The following is a 16,529-nucleotide window of genomic DNA, read 5'->3' as shown; positions in this document are numbered from 1 at the left end:
CGAACAGGCCAAATACACCTGTTGACAAGATGACCGACGATCTTCAGCATTTTTCCGCAAGATGGCCGAGGAAGAGGCGGAAGCCGGGGAATCGGCCGACGGCGACACTGCCGGGGAGTCCACGGACAATGACGCGGATATGCTCGCGAACGTGGCGGATCCGGCCCCCGCGGCCGGTCCGATTCTGGGTCAGGAAGGCCACGAGGGCGGCGAAGCGCATCGCAGCGGCGGCAGTGGCCACAGCGGTGGATCCTCCCGTTCCCATTCGCGCGGTTCGCGCAGCGGCAGCCGAAAGAAGAAGCGCCGTCGCCTGGCAGTGCTTCTGGTCGTCCTCGCCCTGGTGCTGGTCCTGGTCGTCTTCCCCGTGATCGCAATCTGGTGGTACGCGCACATGGTCGACGAGAACATCGCGATGCGCAACGCGGAGGCCGAAGCGGCACTGTCCGGGCCCGAGCCGAACTCGGACGGCGCGTTCTACGCGCTGCTCATGGGCTCCGACAGGCGCAGCAACAAGGAGAACGGCCGCAGCGACAGCATCATGCTGGTCCGCGTCGACCCGAAACGTGCGCAGGCCGATGTCATCTCTATTCCGCGAGACATGATGGTCAACATCGGCGGTGGTGTCAGCAAGATCAACGCCGCATACTCATATGACGGCGCGGCTGGCGCCATCCGCGCGGTATCTAAGTTTGCGGGAGTGCCGATCACGCACTACATGGAGGTCGATTTCAGTCAGATGGTGGCACTGGTGGACGAGTTGGGCGGCATCACGGTGAACGTGCCGGAATCGTTCTCCGGCGGCAACGGCGGCGGGTCCCTGAAGGCCGGTACGCAGACGCTGAACGGCGAGCAGACACTCGTCTTCACGCGTGAACGCTACAGGGTCCAGGGCGGCGATTTCTCGAGAGCCCAGGCGCAGCGCATCGTGCTGACGGCCATCATCAACAAAATCCTGGATCAGCCGGTCACCAAGTGGCCTGATTTGGTACGTCAGTTCTCGAAGGACCTGTCGACCGATATGTCCGTAACGGACTTCCTGTCCATCGGGCAGAAGTTCTATGGCAAGAGCGTGACGCTGAACACCGCCGGCTGCCCCTCGTACGCATTCGAGCAGGACGGCGTGAGCTACGTCGGCGTGGAATACGAGGAGTGGCAGGACATGATGCGCCGCACGGACGCCGGCCTCGGCCCGAAGAGCACCATCGACATTCCCGAGCCGCAGGCATCCAACAAGAAACTGGGTGCCGCGTCCAACGCCGAGTCGCCGAAGGACTACAAGGAGCTGGTGAACAAGTCGCTGAACTCAAACAGTGTCATCGGCAACGAGTGACGACGCCCCCCCTCCGAAGAAATCAGCCCCTCGGCGAGTTCTAGTGATCGTTGCAACACCTGGCCTACCGCAGGGAGGATCAGGTGACCGCGAGCCACCATGACGACGGGACAGGGACCGGCCGCTGGGTGTTCCAGGGGCACGGTTATCCGACGAGGAAGGCGATGTGCGAGGCCAGGCGGGCCGAGTACGTGCGCCTGCTGGCCGAGGAGGGCGTGAACTTCACCCAGGCCGCCCATGCGGTCGGGGTGTCGAAACGCACCGGCAAGGCCTGGAGGAACGGACGCGCCCGGGCCACCGGCAGGAACGAGAGACCATCGGTGGACTGGTATCGTTCCACCATGGACAAGCCCAGGAAGATACACGCCCGCTATCTGGGCCAGGAGGAACGCATCCTGATCGCCGACCGGCTGCGCCTGGGCGACGGCATACGCGCCATCGCCCGCCTCCTTGACCGGAACCCGGCCACCGTGAGCCGCGAGATACGACGCAACACGAACCCCCTGACCGGATGCTACGAGCCGTACCACGCCCAGCAATCGAGCGCCGACCGGCTCAAACGCCCCAGGCCCAGGAAAGCCGGGCCGGGCACGCGCCTGTGGCGGGAGATACTCGCCGGCCTTGGACGGCATTGGAGTCCCGAGCAGATCGGCAACCGGCTCAGGCATGACTTCCCCGATAATGAGGACATGCACGCAAGCGTCGAGACGATCTACCAGGCCATCTACGTCCAGGGCAAGGGCGAGCTGAAAGCCGAGCTGAAACGGGCCATGCGCCAGGGCCGCGCCCAACGCAAACCCCGTGGCGGCGCGGGTCGCAGACCCCGGTTCCGGGATCCCATGGTCATGATCTCGGACCGGCCCGCCGAGGTCGAGGACCGGGCCGTCCCCGGCCATTGGGAGGGTGATCTGATCACCGGTTCGGCGAACAGGAGCGCCATCGGCACCCTGGTCGAACGCGCCACCAGGTTCACGATCCTGCTGCACCTGCCCGACGGGCACGACGCAGGCCAGGTCCAGCAGGCCATCGTCCGCAAGATGCGGAACCTGCCCAGGCTCCTGCGCAACTCGCTGACCTGGGACCAGGGTTCGGAACTCGCCCTGCACAAGCAGATCGGCGCGAGCCTGGACATGCGGGTCTATTTCTGCGACCCGCACTCCCCGTGGCAGCGCGGCACCAACGAGAACACCAACGGCCTGTTGCGCCAATACTTCCCCAAGGGCACCGACCTATCCAAATACCCCGAGGACTACCTCGACGCGGTCGCCGAGGAACTCAACGACCGGCCACGCAAGACCCTCGGCTACATGAAACCAAGCGAGAAAATCCTCGAACTCCTCGACACCGCAAGCTAACCTAGAAAACCAAGACAACAACACCAAAAACACCAGGTGTTGCAACCACCACTAGAATCCGCCAAGCCGCTCATCAGTGCCATCAGCGGATGCCGCACGATCGTCCATACGCGCGGACGACGCGCCCTTCCCCGCGATGCTGTCATCCTGCGACACCAACTGAACACCTCTCTCTCCTCCCGGCCCGATGGCCGCGACCCCGCGCCCATCCCCGGAATCGTCACACCGAATCGCTTGTACTCTGATACGCATCATAGCAAAGAAACACCCCCCCCCCGTCGCCATAACACACATGGCGGGCGTCACGACGGCCGCCGCGCACGAATCCTCGCGACCTTCGGACCACCCTCGGGTATATCGTATTGGAGTTGATTTTTGGAGTCTGACCGGCCAAATACCCGAGGCGAGGGCCGCCGTCGGGGCCATCGGGCCGGGCTAACGGAAGTGGGGTGTGCGCGTGGCCGGAGCAAACGGAGTCAGGAACCGTCGCGGCGAACTGCAACGGGTGCTGAGCCAGAAGGAATCATACGTCGACAACAGGCTGAGCCATGCCGCGTTCATCTCGATCGCGATCCTGACCTTCATCACGTTCGTCGGCAACTTCACGCAGCTGCAATTGAGCTCGGCGCTGCCGGTCATCGTCTCGGAATTCCACATCTCCGTGACCACCGGCCAATGGCTAACTTCCGTGTTCCAGCTGGTCATGGGCGTCATGGTGCCGTTGACCGCGTTCCTCACCCGCCGCTTCTCCACCCGTCAGATCGTGGTCTGTTCGATGGCGGTGTTCACCATCGGCTCGCTGTTGTCCTGGCTGGGACCGACGTTCGCGGTCGTGCTGCTCGGACGGGTGCTGGAGGCCGCCGGCACAGGCGTGATGTGGCCGGTGCTGCAGATCACCGTCTTCTCGATCTACCCGCTCTCCCGCCGCGGGTTCGCCATGGGCACCGTGGGCATGGCCATGAGCGTGGCCCCGGCGATCGGCCCCACGCTGGGCGGCTGGCAGACCGACGCCAATGGCTGGCGGTCGATTTTCCTCACCATGACCATCATCGGCGTGATCTCGCTGCTGGCGGCCATGTTCGGACTGCACAATTTCGGCTCCCACGACCCCTCGGCCCGCGCGGACCTCTTCTCGGCCTGCCTGTCGGTCATCGGCTTCGGCGGGCTCATGTTCGGATTCACCAACTCGCAGGCCTACGGATTCGCCGCCCCGGTGACATGGGGGCCCATGACCGTGGGTCTGATCGGCATCGCATGGTTCGTCCTGCGCAACCTCCGTGCCGGCAGACGCTATCGGGCGGCCGCGGGCGGCGACGGATCGCCGCGCCCCCAGCCGCCACTGCTGGATCTGGACGTGCTCAGGAACCGTTCGTTCACCATCGGCACCATCACGGCGTCGCTGGCGTTCTTCGCCTTCAGTTCGATCCTGGTCATCATGCCGCTCTATATCCAGACCGACCGCGGCTATTCGGCCACGATGAGCGGCCTGATCATGCTGCCGGGGGCCATCGGCCAATGCGTCTCCCAATTCTTCGGCGGACGCGCGATGGACCGCTTCGGAGCGCGGCCGGTGGCCTTGTTCGGCTCTATCGTGCTGGCCCTCGGCACCCTGGGCATGTCGCTGGTGTCAATGGACACGTGGATCTGGTGGGTGTCGATCTGCCAGTTCATCCGTCAGATCGGCATGGGCTTCCTGCTGATGCCGATCACCACATGGTCGCTAAATTGTCTGGACGGACCGGACGAGGTGTCCGCCGGTTCATCGGTGACGAACACCGCCCGGCAGATCGCCGGCGCGGTGGGCGCCCCCGTGATGGTGATCCTGATGGAGACGTTCGCCGCCCTGCACGAACGAAACGGCGCCTCCGCCGTCGCCGCCTCGGTCTTCGGCATCCAGTGGGCGCTGCGCATCTCCACGCTCCTATGCGTGGCGATGGTGCTGATGGTGCTCTTCGGCGTGAAGGGCGACGGCGCCGGACGCACGAGGGACATCATCTCGCTGCGGACGCTGCGCGAACGCCGCCGAGACAGGGCCCGCTGACCGTTTACGCCTTGCCCATCAGCGTCAGCACAATCAGCAACACGTTCAGCGCCACGATCAACGCCACCACGATCATGAAGATCACGTGTTTGACCGTCCCGTCGACCCATTCGCCCATAAGCTCCTTGGTGTGCGTATAACGCATCAGCGGAATCACGGCGAACGGAATACCAATCGACAGCACCACCTGGCCGATGACCAGCGCCTGAGTGGGGTCTTTGGCGAACCACAGCACGATTAGCGCGGGCACCAGCGTGACCACACGGCACGCCCACATCGGGACGTTGACATGCAGAAGACCACGCATGATCTCGGAACCGGCATACGTGCCGACCGACGTGGAACTCAACGACGAGGCCAGCAGGCCGATGGAGAATATCGTGCCGATCACCGGGCCAAGCACCTGCGTGATCGCCCGTTGCGCGCCGTCTATGGAATCCGTGCCGGACATGCCGTGCAACGAGTTCGCGGCAAGCACCAGCATCGCCAGATTCACCGTGCCGGCCAGCAGCAGCGCCCACGTCACATCGATCTTCGAACCTTTGAGCTGCATGGCAATCGACGGCTTATCGCTGTGCGTGTAGTAATGGTCGTTGACCAACGTGGAATGCAGGTAGATGGCATGCGGCATCACGGTGGCGCCCAGAATCGAGGCGGCCATCAGCACCGAATCGGTGCCTTGGAAGCGTGGGATCAGGCCCCGCACCACCGCTGCGGGATCCGGCGGGGCCACGAACAGGCCCGCGATGAACCCGAAGGTGATGACCAGCAGCAACACGATGATGATCCGTTCGAACGTGGTCTGCGTCCTGCCGCCCTGGAACCACAGCATCACCGTGGAGGCCGCGCCGATCACCAGGCCGCCAACGAACAGAGGCAAGCCAAACAGCAGATTAAGGGCGATAGCGCCGCCGATCACCTCGGCCAGATCCGTGGCGATGGCGATGACCTCCGCCTGCATGAAAAACATGAACCGTCCCGCGTTGCCCATACGCTCCCCCAGCAGTTCCGGCAGGCTCTTGCCGGTGACGATGCCGAGCTTCGCCGACTGGTATTGAATCAGCACGCTCATCGCGTTCGCCAGCACCAGCACCCATACCAGCAGGTAGCCGTATCGTGCGCCGGACGTGATGTTCGCCGCCACATTGCCCGGATCGACATAGGCGACCGCGGCCACGAACGCCGGCCCCAAGATGCTGGCGAGCGCATGCTCGTGATGCTGGCGCCCGGACGCTTCCTCGGCATGACTGCGTTCGATGTCGATCTCTGAATCGGTTTTGTCATCGATCATCTGACGATGCTCTTTCATTCCCTCATTCCTCTCATGCGCCCGACCCCTGGGCGCTACTCGATCCGCCTAATGGTATACACCGCGTTTGTAACAGACCGTCGAATTTCCCGCCACACGACTCCCCCGCTGGGCGGACTGCGGCATTTGTCGAGCGATGGGCTCTATTCCGCTCACTGACTGGGGATCTGTTGCGCGGGGCATGCGCGCAGCACGGCGAGCATCGAACGCTTCTCGCTGGTGGTGACGGTCAGACCGTAATGCCGTTTGACGCCGATCTGCCGCGCGACGTATTCGCAACGATACTCGCCGTTGGTGGGAAGCCAGTAAGCGGCGGAGGCGGATCCCTTGTCCTGGTTGGCGGGGCCATCCACGGCGAGCAGATTGTAAGGGTCATTGCCGAAGCGGTAGCGCTGGGCGGTGGTCCAGTCCCTGGCACCGGATTGCCAGGCGTTTGCGAGCGCCACGACGTGGTCGATCTGCACGGCGGCGCTGGTGTTTCGGCCGCGCACGAACAGGATGGTCTTCCCGGTGTAGGGGTCGGCGAGCGTACCCGAGGAGACTTGGCAGCGCTTGGCTGCGCTGAATATGACATCAGTCAGGTCGCGGGCGAGCACATCGTCGCGCACGTCGCAGCCGTCGCCATCATCGTCGGTGGCGCGGAATCCGAAGGAGTCGCGGTCGTAGCCGGTGGAGTCGGGCCGGTCGTCGACCTGCAGCCCGTTCAGCGCGTCCGCCGCCGGGCCGGAGGCAATGTATTCGCCGGTGATCTCGCCGATGGAGGGGCTGATTTTGGGCAACGCCAGACCGATGACGACGCCGAGCAGGGCGGCGATCACCACCAGTATCATAAGACGTTCCAGCGGGGATGATCCGCGGAATCGGCGTTTGCGAAAATGCGTGCGCATGGTCAATCGGCCTGTCGTTGGTTCTGCGGTCAGTCTCGTGGGCTGCGCGGCGGTATCGTCGTCGGCTCAGGCGCGCGGCATAAGCCCGGACTCACGCCGCGTACCTTTCTCCCCGCCGGATCAGGCGTAGGAGAACGTGCGAGGGTCGTGCCCCGCGCGTTCCGGACCGTCGAGCGCGTCGATGGCGGCATGTTCATCGAGCGTGAGCGCGAAGCCGAACAGGTCGAGGTTCTGCCGCTGACGTTCGGAGTGCACCGACTTGGGGATGATGATCGTGCCGTTTTCGATGTGCCAGCGCAGGATCACCTGGGCAGGCGACACCTCGTGCGCCTCGGCGATTCGCGCGATCGTGCCGTTGCCGGCCTTCAGGTCGGCGCCGCGAGCCATCGGGGAGTATGCTTCGACCGCGATGCCGTGCTCCTTGCAGAATGCGACGACTTCGCGCTGCTGCCAGGTCGGGTGCAGCTCGATCTGGTTGACCGCCGGCCATTCGCCGGTCTCCTCGTACAGACGGGTCAGATGCTCCGGCAGGAAGTTGCACACGCCCAGCGTCTTCACACGGCCTTCGTCGCGCAGCTTGGTGAACGCCTTCCAGGTCGCTCCGGAACGCCAATTGAACGGAGTCGGCCAATGAATCATGTACATGTCGACGTATTCCAGCTGCAACAGTCCCAGCTGTCGGTCGAAGGCTGCAAGTGCCATGTCGTACCCCTGCTCGGAGTCGCGCAGCTTGGTCGTGACCCACAGATGACTGCGCTTGCGCCCCTTGTTGAAGCCGGTTTCGGCGAGGGCGCGGCCGACGCCGCCCTCGTTGTTGTAGCCCGCGGCTCCGTCGATATGCCGGTACCCCGCCGCCAACGCCGATTTGACCACGGGAGCGACATCATCGTTCTCGATTCGCAGCAGCCCCAACCCGATTTGCGGAATCACGTTGCCGTCATTGAGTTTGATTCCCGGCACGCTCGCAGCAGCCGCCGCAACGGCGAGATCGCTGGTTCCCAGCATGGTCGTCTCCTTGTCTTCACACTACATCCGGTTCGGAGCATATGCCATGGCGATATGCCGAGCCTCCCTACACCAGTATGCCATCATATCGGATGATCGGCATACGATTCGCGATTGGCGGCATCGGTGCAGGGCCGGCAGACAACGCCGCCGGCCCCTGCGCCGATCGATCAGCCGTCATAGCGGCCATCCGTTCACCAGCCCGTCAACGACGCCGCCGCCATCAGCTGCGACACGCCCGGAGTGCGCAGCACAACCGTCATATGCAGTCGTGACGAACCGCTCAATTCCTCCGATCCGCAATAACCAGCCTCGCAATTGTGCCACCACTCCGGGCATGTCGCGACAAATCAGACCCGACGCACACCACGGTTCTACGCAAGACCCATGGCCGAAGCATCCCTCGACCACCCCAGCCGGCCTCCGACCGACAACCCCCGCCAACGCCCACCAGGCCGCCATTATGTCGATTGTCAGCGCCCCCCATCCGGCAAAAGTCCCATCCAAGGCCAGTGAAACGGGACTTTCGCGGGACGGAGCACATGCCGCCACCGACCTCAAATAGGGAAACGCGGCGTTATACGCTCTCAAAACTCACAGGGTCAAATTCACTAAAAATGGCCTGTATCTGCGAGTTTTGAGAGCGTGGTTCCCGTAATCCCCGAGATTCACCGCGTGCTGTCGCGCACAATCACATTGCAATCGGTCATCAACAACTCGGGCTTAGCGATCTCACCGCGGATGCGCCCTAGAATCCGCTCGACGGCGGTAGGCGCGGTCCACTCCAGACGCGAATCCATGGTGGTGAGCGGAATCTGCAGGTATTGCGACTCCTCGATGTTGTCGAACCCGATCACCTGAACCTGCCGGGGAATCTCGATGCCGTTCGCGCGCATCACGGTCAACGCGCCGATGGCCAGCTGGTCGTTCAGGCCGATGACGCCATCGAACGGCACGCCCTTGTCGATGAGCTCCTGCGTGGCATGGGCGCCCGCGCCAATCGTCCATTCCTGCTCGACATTGCCGACCAGCCGCGCATCCAGCGTCATGCCGCGTCGCCGGCATTCTTCGATGATGCCGCGCAAACGCAGCTGCGCGTTGCCTTCCACCGCGCCGAGCAGCTTCGCCTCGTCATATGCGCCACGTCCGCCGACCACCGCCAGCGACTTCACGCCGCAGTCGAACATGTATCCGGCGGCCGATGCCGCCGCCTGCACGTCGTTGGGCGTCGCATGATCGGCCTTGCCCCACGTGGTTCGCGCGCCGACCACCACCAGCGGGAAATCGACCTCCAGGTCCTCCGGGTTGATGTCCTCGACTTCGCTCATCGACAGAATCATGCCGTCCGACACCGTGGTGTTGAAGTTGCGCAACAACTCGCGGGCGCCCGTCGCCGACCCTTCCGCGTATGTGGTGACGTACACGAGATACCCGCGCTGCCGGGCGGCGTCGATCACGCGGTTCGCGAGCTCGGACAGGTACGGCGCGGTCAGCGTCGGCACAGCGAGCGTGATGAAGCCGGTGCGGTCCCGGTTGAGGTTGCGCGCGGCGACGTTGACCCGGTATCCGGTCTGCTCGATGACGGCTTCGACTTTGGCGCGGGTGGCGTCGGTCATGCGTCCGGTGCCGTTGATGACATTGGATGCCGTTTTCAGCGACACGCCGGCCGCGGTGGCGACGTCGCGCAACGTGACGCGCCGACGTGCGGCCGTCGTCGGCGAGCCTGGCAGGTTCTGCGCGATCTCGCTCTTGCCGGTCTTGCCGTTTTCGGTCTTGCCCATCGCGTCAACCTTACTCGTAGAGGAAACTCCCCCTATGGTAATCGTCTTCGCCGAAGTTGTCATACGGGCCTCCTTACCGCATGTCTGCTACGGTTTTGTCGTCTTCGCGACATCGTTGCCATCCGATGACGTGATCGCCACCACGCATGTCGCCGCTGTTCATGACCACGCCAGGCTGCTCATCGATACCATCACCGGTCTGATGAGCGGCACGCCATCCGTCCCGTTCGTCGAATTCGAGTCTGGCGAACCGGATTTCGCGCTTGTTGCCGGTGCGGATGCGCTCGCCCGTGTACCGGTCCACGCCGCGCGGGCGCATGGCGTCCGGCAGAAAGCGGTGGTAGGCGATGACCCATTCGTCGGTGCCGGGGACCCGAAGTATGCAGTGATGCCCGGTGCCGAGTATGCCGAGGCGTTCGTTGGCGACCAGGATTTCGCCGCGATAGGTCCACTGCGAACCGTCGCCTTCCATGGTCGACGCGGCCGCATAGGCGACTCGATAGTCGGGGTCGTTGGTGTCGCCGATCGAGTACGTGAGATAGTACGTCCACGTTCCGGCATGCTCTCTCACGTTCAGATATGCGGCCTCCCGGATGTCGGGCGTGGCTTCGGGGATGATGCGCAGCATGTCGTCGGACAGGCGGGAGTAGCGCGCCCGGTTCTGCCCCAGGCTAGGTACCATCGGCCGGTCTGCGGGTCGCGGAACGCCGCGGGATCGATGCCGGGCGCGACGATGCCGGTTCCGAAGCCGTGCCGCGCGGCGTGCGAGCCGGTTCGCGCCAAGTCGCCCTGCAGAGCGTATCCTCCATCGATATGGTCGGATACCGCCACGTTGGTCTGCCCGTCGCCGCAGAAATACAGGTAATAGCGGCCGTCGCGAACGGTGAGCGCCGGCACCCAGGCGTGGGCGGTCCGGCCGGGCAGGATGTTGGTTCGGCCGCTGCCGTCGAGATGCTGGTCATGCAGGTCGATGACGACGCCGCGGTCCTGCCAATGCGTCAGGTCTTCGGAGGCGAGGCAGTGGATCTGCCAGCCGCTCCACTCGCTGTGTCCGTCGGTGGTGGCGAACAGGTAGAACGTCCCGCGTTCGTATGCGAGTTCAGGGTCGGCGAAGAAACGCATGCCCCGCCTGCCGGTCGCGTCAGGCGTGTCGGGGATGCGCACGGGGGTGTCGAGTCGTTCCGCGACGACGGAGATGACCACGCGCGAGGTACCGGCAGTCGAGCCGTCAATGCCCGACCCGTCATCGCGGTGCACCGCGAGCAGGAGCGGACGGAACAGATCCTGGGTCTGCGGTACGGCGGATCCGTCGAGGGCCGTCACGGTTCCGTAATCGCTGCGGAACCGCAGTCGCAGCCGAGTGATGTCAGTGATTTCGCCGCTGACCGCACCGTCCGGCGTCCATTGGTCCAGCGTCAGCCGTAGCCGGTAATCGGCCCGTGGCCCTGCGGCCGGCGTTGCTTCCGCGCCGGAAGCCCGGTCACCGTCATGAACCCACGTCTCCCCGCGCAGCAGCATTGCGACGAAGTCCACGTCGACGTCGTCGCGGACTTCGCCGCGGCCCGACTCTCCTCGAATCGCCGGCCCCATGTCTGGAGCCGGCGATCCGTCAACGTTGCGACACCGTGATGAGCACACCGTTGCGTTTCAGCGTGACGGCTCTGCCATCATCGGCATTGCCGCATCCGCGGTAGACGAGCAGGGTCTCGCCTGCCGGCTCGCGCACGACAGCCTCGTTCTTCGCGCGGTTGAAGTAGAAGTCAAACCCCCGATCCACCGTCCGCATCTTTCACCCCGCTAAAGACCCATTCGGAAGCGACGAACGATATGGCATGACAACGTTGACATAAGCTTATCGTGTCGACAGATGGCGCCATCCGGCGATTTGTGGGTCATACGACGCACACGACATCGCAAAGTCTGTACCACACCAGGGCTTTTTTGCCTCTTTTCGGCCTTCTGTGGCACACGCGCCCGATACCGGTTTGGAGTCGAATCCCATTTCCTTGATATTTCAAGGAAAACGAATGACATCATGTACCACACCAGATCATGTAAACGTTTGCACGAGCTGGTGTGGCCATCGGTGTGGCCACACCACGGCCAAATCGGGCAAAATCACGCTGGTGTGGCACAACTACGAAACGAAGGGACGCGGCGACCTGCTGTCTCGGCCAAAATTCGAGACGCCGAGCTGCGGATGATACCCCGAAAGTGCTCAGCCACCCCAGTCACCTTCGCGAACAGCCCTCGACCCTGCAGTTACGGACATGCCATGCATGACCAGCCCGCTGGTCTCACTGCCGTTCCCCGCCGACAAGCAGCCCGATCCGCTAGCGGGAGCCTACAGGCTCAAAAATAACTCGTGAATGCGGGTGTCGTCGGTGAGTTCGGGGTGGAAGGCCGTGGCGAGAATGTTGCCCTGTCGCAGACCGACCACACGCCCATCAACCTCGGTCTCGATCGTGGCGTCCGCCCCGACATCGGAGACGAACGGCCCACGGATGAACACGAGCGGAAAGTCCTTGATGTCACCGAAATCGGCCGTGGAGGCGAACGAACCGAGCTGCCGACCGTAAGCATTGCGGCGAACCGTGGCGTCGAGGGCGCCGAAGTACACGTTGTCGTCGTTTTCCAGTCGCTTCGCGAGCAGAATCATTCCGGCGCACGTGCCGAACACCGGCTTGCCGGCGGCGATGTGCGCGGCGATCGGCTCGAACAGACCTGTGGAGCGCAGCAGCTTGCCCTGTGTGGTCGACTCGCCGCCGGGCAGAATCACGCGGTCGATGGAATCGTCGAAATCCTCGGCGGCACGCAGCAGCTTCCACTGGGCGCCGAGCTTGTCGAGCATCGCAGCGTGCTCTGCGAACGCGCCCTGTACGGCCAGGATGCCGGTCACGCCGTGCTTTGCCGTCTCGGCATCGGCCGACTCTTCCTTCGAAATATATTCAACAGCTACAACCATGATTACTCCTTGGCTCCCGATGAGGGGAGCCGTCGAATGCGGTGGGGTGGGGTGGCTGAGGATGCACCTCTACCACCCCAGTCGCTCCGCGGCAGCCCAGCCAGCGGAAGCGGATTCATGCGGAATCACCCCCGCCAAGTTGACCGCCTTCGCCAGCGGGAGGGGCGGCTCGATCGTCCCGCCGCTAGCGGGCTATGATCACTCGCCGCGGGCGGCCATGATGGTCTGGATTTCGTCCTCGTTGATGCCGACCATGGCCTCGCCGAGGTTCTCGGAGAGTCGTGCCAGCAGATCGGCATCCTGCCAGTTGGCGGTGGCCTTGACGATGGCGGCGGCGCGCTTGGCCGGGTCGCCGGACTTGAAGATGCCGGAACCGACGAACACGCCTTCGGCACCGAGCTCCATCATCAGCGCCGCGTCGGCCGGAGTGGCCACGCCACCGGCGGCGAAGTTCACGACCGGCAGTCGGCCGTTGTCGTGCACGTAACGCGCCAGCTCGACCGGCACGGCCAGCTGCTTGGCGGCCTCGAACACCTCGTCGTCACGCAGGCCGACGAGCTCGCGAATCTGCTTGTTCATCGTGCGCATGTGACGCACGGCCTGGATCACGTCACCGGTGCCGGGCTCGCCCTTGGTGCGAATCATCGCGGCCCCCTCGGCGATGCGGCGCAGCGCCTCACCCAGGTTCTTCGCACCGCACACGAACGGTACGTCGAACTGTGTCTTGTCGATGTGATAGACGTCATCGGCCGGCGAAAGCACTTCGGACTCGTCGATGTAGTCGATGTCGATGGCCTGCAGGATGCGGGCTTCAGCGATGTGCCCGATGCGCACCTTCGCCATGACCGGAATGGAGACGGCCTCCTGAATGCCCTTGATCATGGCCGGGTCGCTCATACGCGAGACGCCGCCGGCGGCACGGATATCAGCGGGGATGCGCTCCAACGCCATGACCGCGCACGCGCCGGCGTCCTCGGCGACCCGAGCCTGCTCGGGAGTCGTCACGTCCATGATCACGCCGCCCTTGAGCATCTGCGCCAGGTTCTTGTTCAGTTCCGATCGGTTTTCAGCCATTGAGGGTTCTCCTTCCATATGCTGCGGCGATGGCCGTCGCGACGACTGCCATCGCCGTCATTGTTGCCGCTACTGTATTGTCTATATTGCCATTGTTGTCGTTGCCTCGACCGCCCGCACATCCCCGGGATGTGTCGGCGGCGCACAAGGCACCATGCTAGAGGCGTTCCCGCCGCGAACACGCGCAGCGGCTCATTTCCGGCGATAAGGAAAACCTATAATCCGTTATCAGCCGGCCATGCTGCACCGCCGCGCGGGAACACCGTCCGCCCGACGTCCGCCACCGTGGCGCCGCCGCCGGTCTACGCCGCGCGGTTGTGCGCGACGACAAAACCCGACGCCGCTTTTCGTGCCCATGCACAACACCGCAGGAACCTACGGCAACGTACCCTTGACGATGGAATACGTATCAGGACATCTGCAAAGGAAATCCACGATGCCACAGAATCAGGCACAGGATCAGTCGAACGCGGCCCAAGCCGCCAAGCCGGCGGATGAACCGGCACCCAGCATGACGGCACCGGCCGCGCGGCCGGTCGGCACCGCTGCCATTCCGACCATCATCAGCGAATACACCTCCCCCGGCGACGTCACCGTGAACGACGACGAGACACTGTACTCGCTACTCACCGAACGCATCGACCGCACCGGCAATGCGACCACCATCGCGGCGCGCAAGACCGGCCCGGGCGCGTGGTCGAGCATCACCACCGGCGAGTTCCACCGTCTGGTGCTCGCCGCAGCGAAGGGCCTCATCGCGTTCGGCGTCGGCAAGGGAGACGCGGTGACGCTGTTCTCCGCCACCCGCTTCGAGTGGGGCGTGCTGGATTTCGCGCTCGCCGCGATCGGCGCGGTGAACGTGCCGGTCTACGACACCGATTCCGCGGCACAGGCGGAGCGCATCATCAACGACTCCGGCGTGAAGCTCGCCGTCACCGATAACCGCGAACGCTATGACCGTCTCGATTCGATCAACGACCGATGCCCCGGCCTGCAGCGCATCCTCATGATGGACGGCAACGCGCTGGGCGCTTTGGAGGGATTGGGCGTGTCGGTCTCCGACGAGGAGCTGGAGGCGCGCATCGCCGACACCCATGCCGACGACCTCGCCACTATCGTGTATACGTCCGGCTCGACCGGCGCCCCGAAAGGCGTGGAGCTTACGCACCGCAATTTCCTGTCGGTGGTTCGAGCCGGATACGAGTGCCTCGGCGAGGTGCTGTGCGACAACCATCCACGGCTGCTGCTGTTCCTGCCCCTCGCCCACTGCTTCGCACGGTTCATCCAGTACTGCTCGATTGGCTCCGACGATGGCGTGGTCGGCTATCTGCCGGATACGAAGTCGCTGCTTCCCGACCTGCGCTCATTCAAGCCGACCTATCTGCTCGGCGTGCCGCGCGTGTTCGAGAAGGTGTACAACGCCGCGTCACGCAAGGCCGGCACCGGTTTCAAGGGGCGCATATTCGCGCAGGCCGCCCAGTGCGCCCGCGAATGGTCGCGCACCGAGCAGGACGGAGGCAAGCATTCCGCCAGCCAGCGCGCCCGGCACGCGATGTTCGAGACATCGGTGTACCGCGCGGTTCGCGGCGCACTCGGCCCGAACATCCGGTATGTGGCGTGCGGCGGGGCTCCGCTGAGCGCCGATCTGGCGCACTTCTTCGCCGGCATCGGTCTGCCGATGATCCAGGGATACGGTATGACGGAGACCGCGGCACCGTTTACGGTGACACGCGTGAACGACAACAAGATCGGCACGGTCGGCCAGCCCGCCCCCGGCTCGTCGGTGCGCATCGCGGACGACGGCGAGGTGCAGGTGCGCGGCGCGAACGTGTTCCGCGGCTATCACAATCTCCCCGAGAAGACCGCCGAAACGTTCACCGCCGACGGCTGGCTCAAGACCGGCGACCTCGGCTCGCTCGACGAGGACGGCCGGCTTATGATAACCGGCCGCAAGAAGGACATCATCATCACCGCCGGCGGCAAGAACGTCTCCCCCATCCCGATGGAGGAGGAGATCGCCAAGTGCCCGATCGTCGAGCACGCCGTGGTCGTGGGTGACGGGCGTCCGTTCATCGGCGCCTTGGTGACGCTTGACCCGGAAGGTCTGGCGTCGTGGCTGCCGACCATCGGTCAGCCGGCCGACTTGTCGCTAGCCGACGCGGCCACGCTCCCGCAGGTGCGCGAGGAGATCCAGCCGTTCGTCGACCGCGCGAACGCGACGGTCTCGCGGGCCGAATCGGTGCGCAAGTTCGTGGTGCTGGATGCGCAGTTCACCCAGGAGAACTCCTGCCTGACGCCGTCGCTGAAGGTCGTGCGTCCGGCTGTGAACCGCGTGTTCTCCGGCGCGATCGACCAGGAGCTGTACGCCGGCAAGCGCTGACCACCGGGCCGCATAACCGAACGAGGGGTGGTGCGAACGTGCCGTCTGGCACATTGATATGGCCTGTTTTTTGTTCCGCTCTTATAGTGAGGCGGCTTGCGCCGCTTGGTTCGCGTAATACCCGGTTTCGGTCCGTTCCGGTGTCCTGCAGCCCGAGGACCGGTGTGGCCGGTTCGGCGCCCCCGCCTCGAACCCGCGTTCCACGAGGCCGAGCCGTGCCGCGAAAAAAGCCGACGCCGTCGTCAATATCTCGTTCGCCCGCCTCAATCACCCGACGACGCTCGTCATCATCCAGCAGCGCGAGTCCGCCCCGGACTCCGCCGACCAGTTTCACTGCCTTGCTACGCCTACCCATAGCTTCATTGCACGTACCATGTAGCTACTTTACAAATCAAAACCAAC

General features: G+C 64.3%; 13 protein-coding genes. 4 read left to right on the top strand and 9 right to left on the bottom strand.

Annotation, left to right across the window (positions count from 1 at the left end; translation table 11 throughout):
* Window positions 1-61: 61 nt before the first annotated feature.
* The 3 genes from BBBF_RS01940 to BBBF_RS01925 all read left to right on the top strand — a co-directional run bounded on the left by BBBF_RS01940 (window position 62) and on the right by BBBF_RS01925 (window position 4,726).
* A complete protein-coding gene (locus BBBF_RS01940) occupies window positions 62-1,330 on the top strand; it encodes an LCP family protein (RefSeq protein ID WP_021647636.1) in 1,269 nt (422 codons plus the stop codon).
* Window positions 1,331-1,413: 83 nt separating this feature from the next.
* Window positions 1,414-2,685 (top strand): IS30 family transposase, encoded by a 1,272-nt coding sequence (locus BBBF_RS01935; protein WP_033509983.1) that lies wholly within the window; start codon window positions 1,414-1,416, stop codon window positions 2,683-2,685.
* A 457-nt stretch (window positions 2,686-3,142) separates the two neighbouring features.
* Window positions 3,143-4,726, top strand: coding sequence for an MDR family MFS transporter (locus BBBF_RS01925; protein ID WP_033510001.1), 1,584 nt, complete (start codon window positions 3,143-3,145; stop codon window positions 4,724-4,726).
* Between the two features lie 4 nt (window positions 4,727-4,730).
* On the opposite strand, the gene BBBF_RS01920 is transcribed toward BBBF_RS01925, so the two are convergent.
* From BBBF_RS01920 to pdxS, 9 genes are all read right to left on the bottom strand, one after another.
* Entirely contained in the window at window positions 4,731-6,035 is a 1,305-nt protein-coding gene (locus BBBF_RS01920; RefSeq protein WP_021647631.1) for an Nramp family divalent metal transporter, read from the bottom strand.
* A 152-nt stretch (window positions 6,036-6,187) separates the two neighbouring features.
* The gene (locus BBBF_RS01915; protein WP_014759890.1) at window positions 6,188-6,922 is read right to left on the bottom strand and encodes an HNH endonuclease family protein; all 735 of its coding nucleotides are present in this window, start codon (window positions 6,920-6,922) and stop codon (window positions 6,188-6,190) included.
* Window positions 6,923-7,042: 120 nt separating this feature from the next.
* Window positions 7,043-7,927 (bottom strand): aldo/keto reductase, encoded by an 885-nt coding sequence (locus tag BBBF_RS01910; protein WP_003815359.1) that lies wholly within the window; start codon window positions 7,925-7,927, stop codon window positions 7,043-7,045.
* Between the two features lie 668 nt (window positions 7,928-8,595).
* Entirely contained in the window at window positions 8,596-9,708 is a 1,113-nt protein-coding gene (locus BBBF_RS01905) for a LacI family DNA-binding transcriptional regulator (RefSeq protein WP_080665036.1), read from the bottom strand.
* 73 nt (window positions 9,709-9,781) lie between these two features.
* Window positions 9,782-10,336, bottom strand: a complete 555-nt coding sequence (locus tag BBBF_RS10500; RefSeq protein WP_021647627.1) for a family 43 glycosylhydrolase — start codon at window positions 10,334-10,336, stop codon at window positions 9,782-9,784.
* On the bottom strand, window positions 10,282-11,298 hold the full coding sequence (locus tag BBBF_RS10495; protein WP_021647626.1) for a family 43 glycosylhydrolase: 1,017 nt from the start codon (window positions 11,296-11,298) through the stop codon (window positions 10,282-10,284). The genes BBBF_RS10500 and BBBF_RS10495 overlap by 55 nt, the downstream gene beginning before the upstream one ends.
* Before the next feature lie 19 nt (window positions 11,299-11,317).
* Window positions 11,318-11,485, bottom strand: coding sequence for a hypothetical protein (locus tag BBBF_RS09925; RefSeq protein ID WP_003823996.1), 168 nt, complete (start codon window positions 11,483-11,485; stop codon window positions 11,318-11,320).
* Window positions 11,486-12,052: 567 nt separating this feature from the next.
* Complete coding sequence (gene pdxT / locus BBBF_RS01895) at window positions 12,053-12,673, bottom strand: pyridoxal 5'-phosphate synthase glutaminase subunit PdxT (protein ID WP_021647623.1); 621 nt, start codon at window positions 12,671-12,673, stop codon at window positions 12,053-12,055.
* Window positions 12,674-12,871: 198 nt separating this feature from the next.
* Window positions 12,872-13,747 carry a pyridoxal 5'-phosphate synthase lyase subunit PdxS gene (pdxS, locus tag BBBF_RS01890; RefSeq protein ID WP_021647622.1) on the bottom strand — a complete coding sequence of 292 codons (876 nt, stop codon included), beginning with the start codon at window positions 13,745-13,747 and terminating at the stop codon, window positions 12,872-12,874.
* A gap of 559 nt (window positions 13,748-14,306) precedes the next feature.
* Here pdxS and BBBF_RS01885 point away from each other — a divergent pair.
* A complete protein-coding gene (locus BBBF_RS01885) occupies window positions 14,307-16,127 on the top strand; it encodes an AMP-dependent synthetase/ligase (RefSeq protein WP_035139516.1) in 1,821 nt (606 codons plus the stop codon).
* Window positions 16,128-16,529: the final 402 nt, after the last annotated feature.

Origin of the sequence: Bifidobacterium bifidum ATCC 29521 = JCM 1255 = DSM 20456, assembly GCF_001025135.1 — a bacterium.
GTDB classification, from domain to species: Bacteria; Actinomycetota; Actinomycetes; order Actinomycetales; family Bifidobacteriaceae; genus Bifidobacterium; species Bifidobacterium bifidum.
The sequence above is the reverse complement of the archived record's forward strand: the minus strand, read 5'-3'. Positions and strand labels throughout refer to the sequence as shown.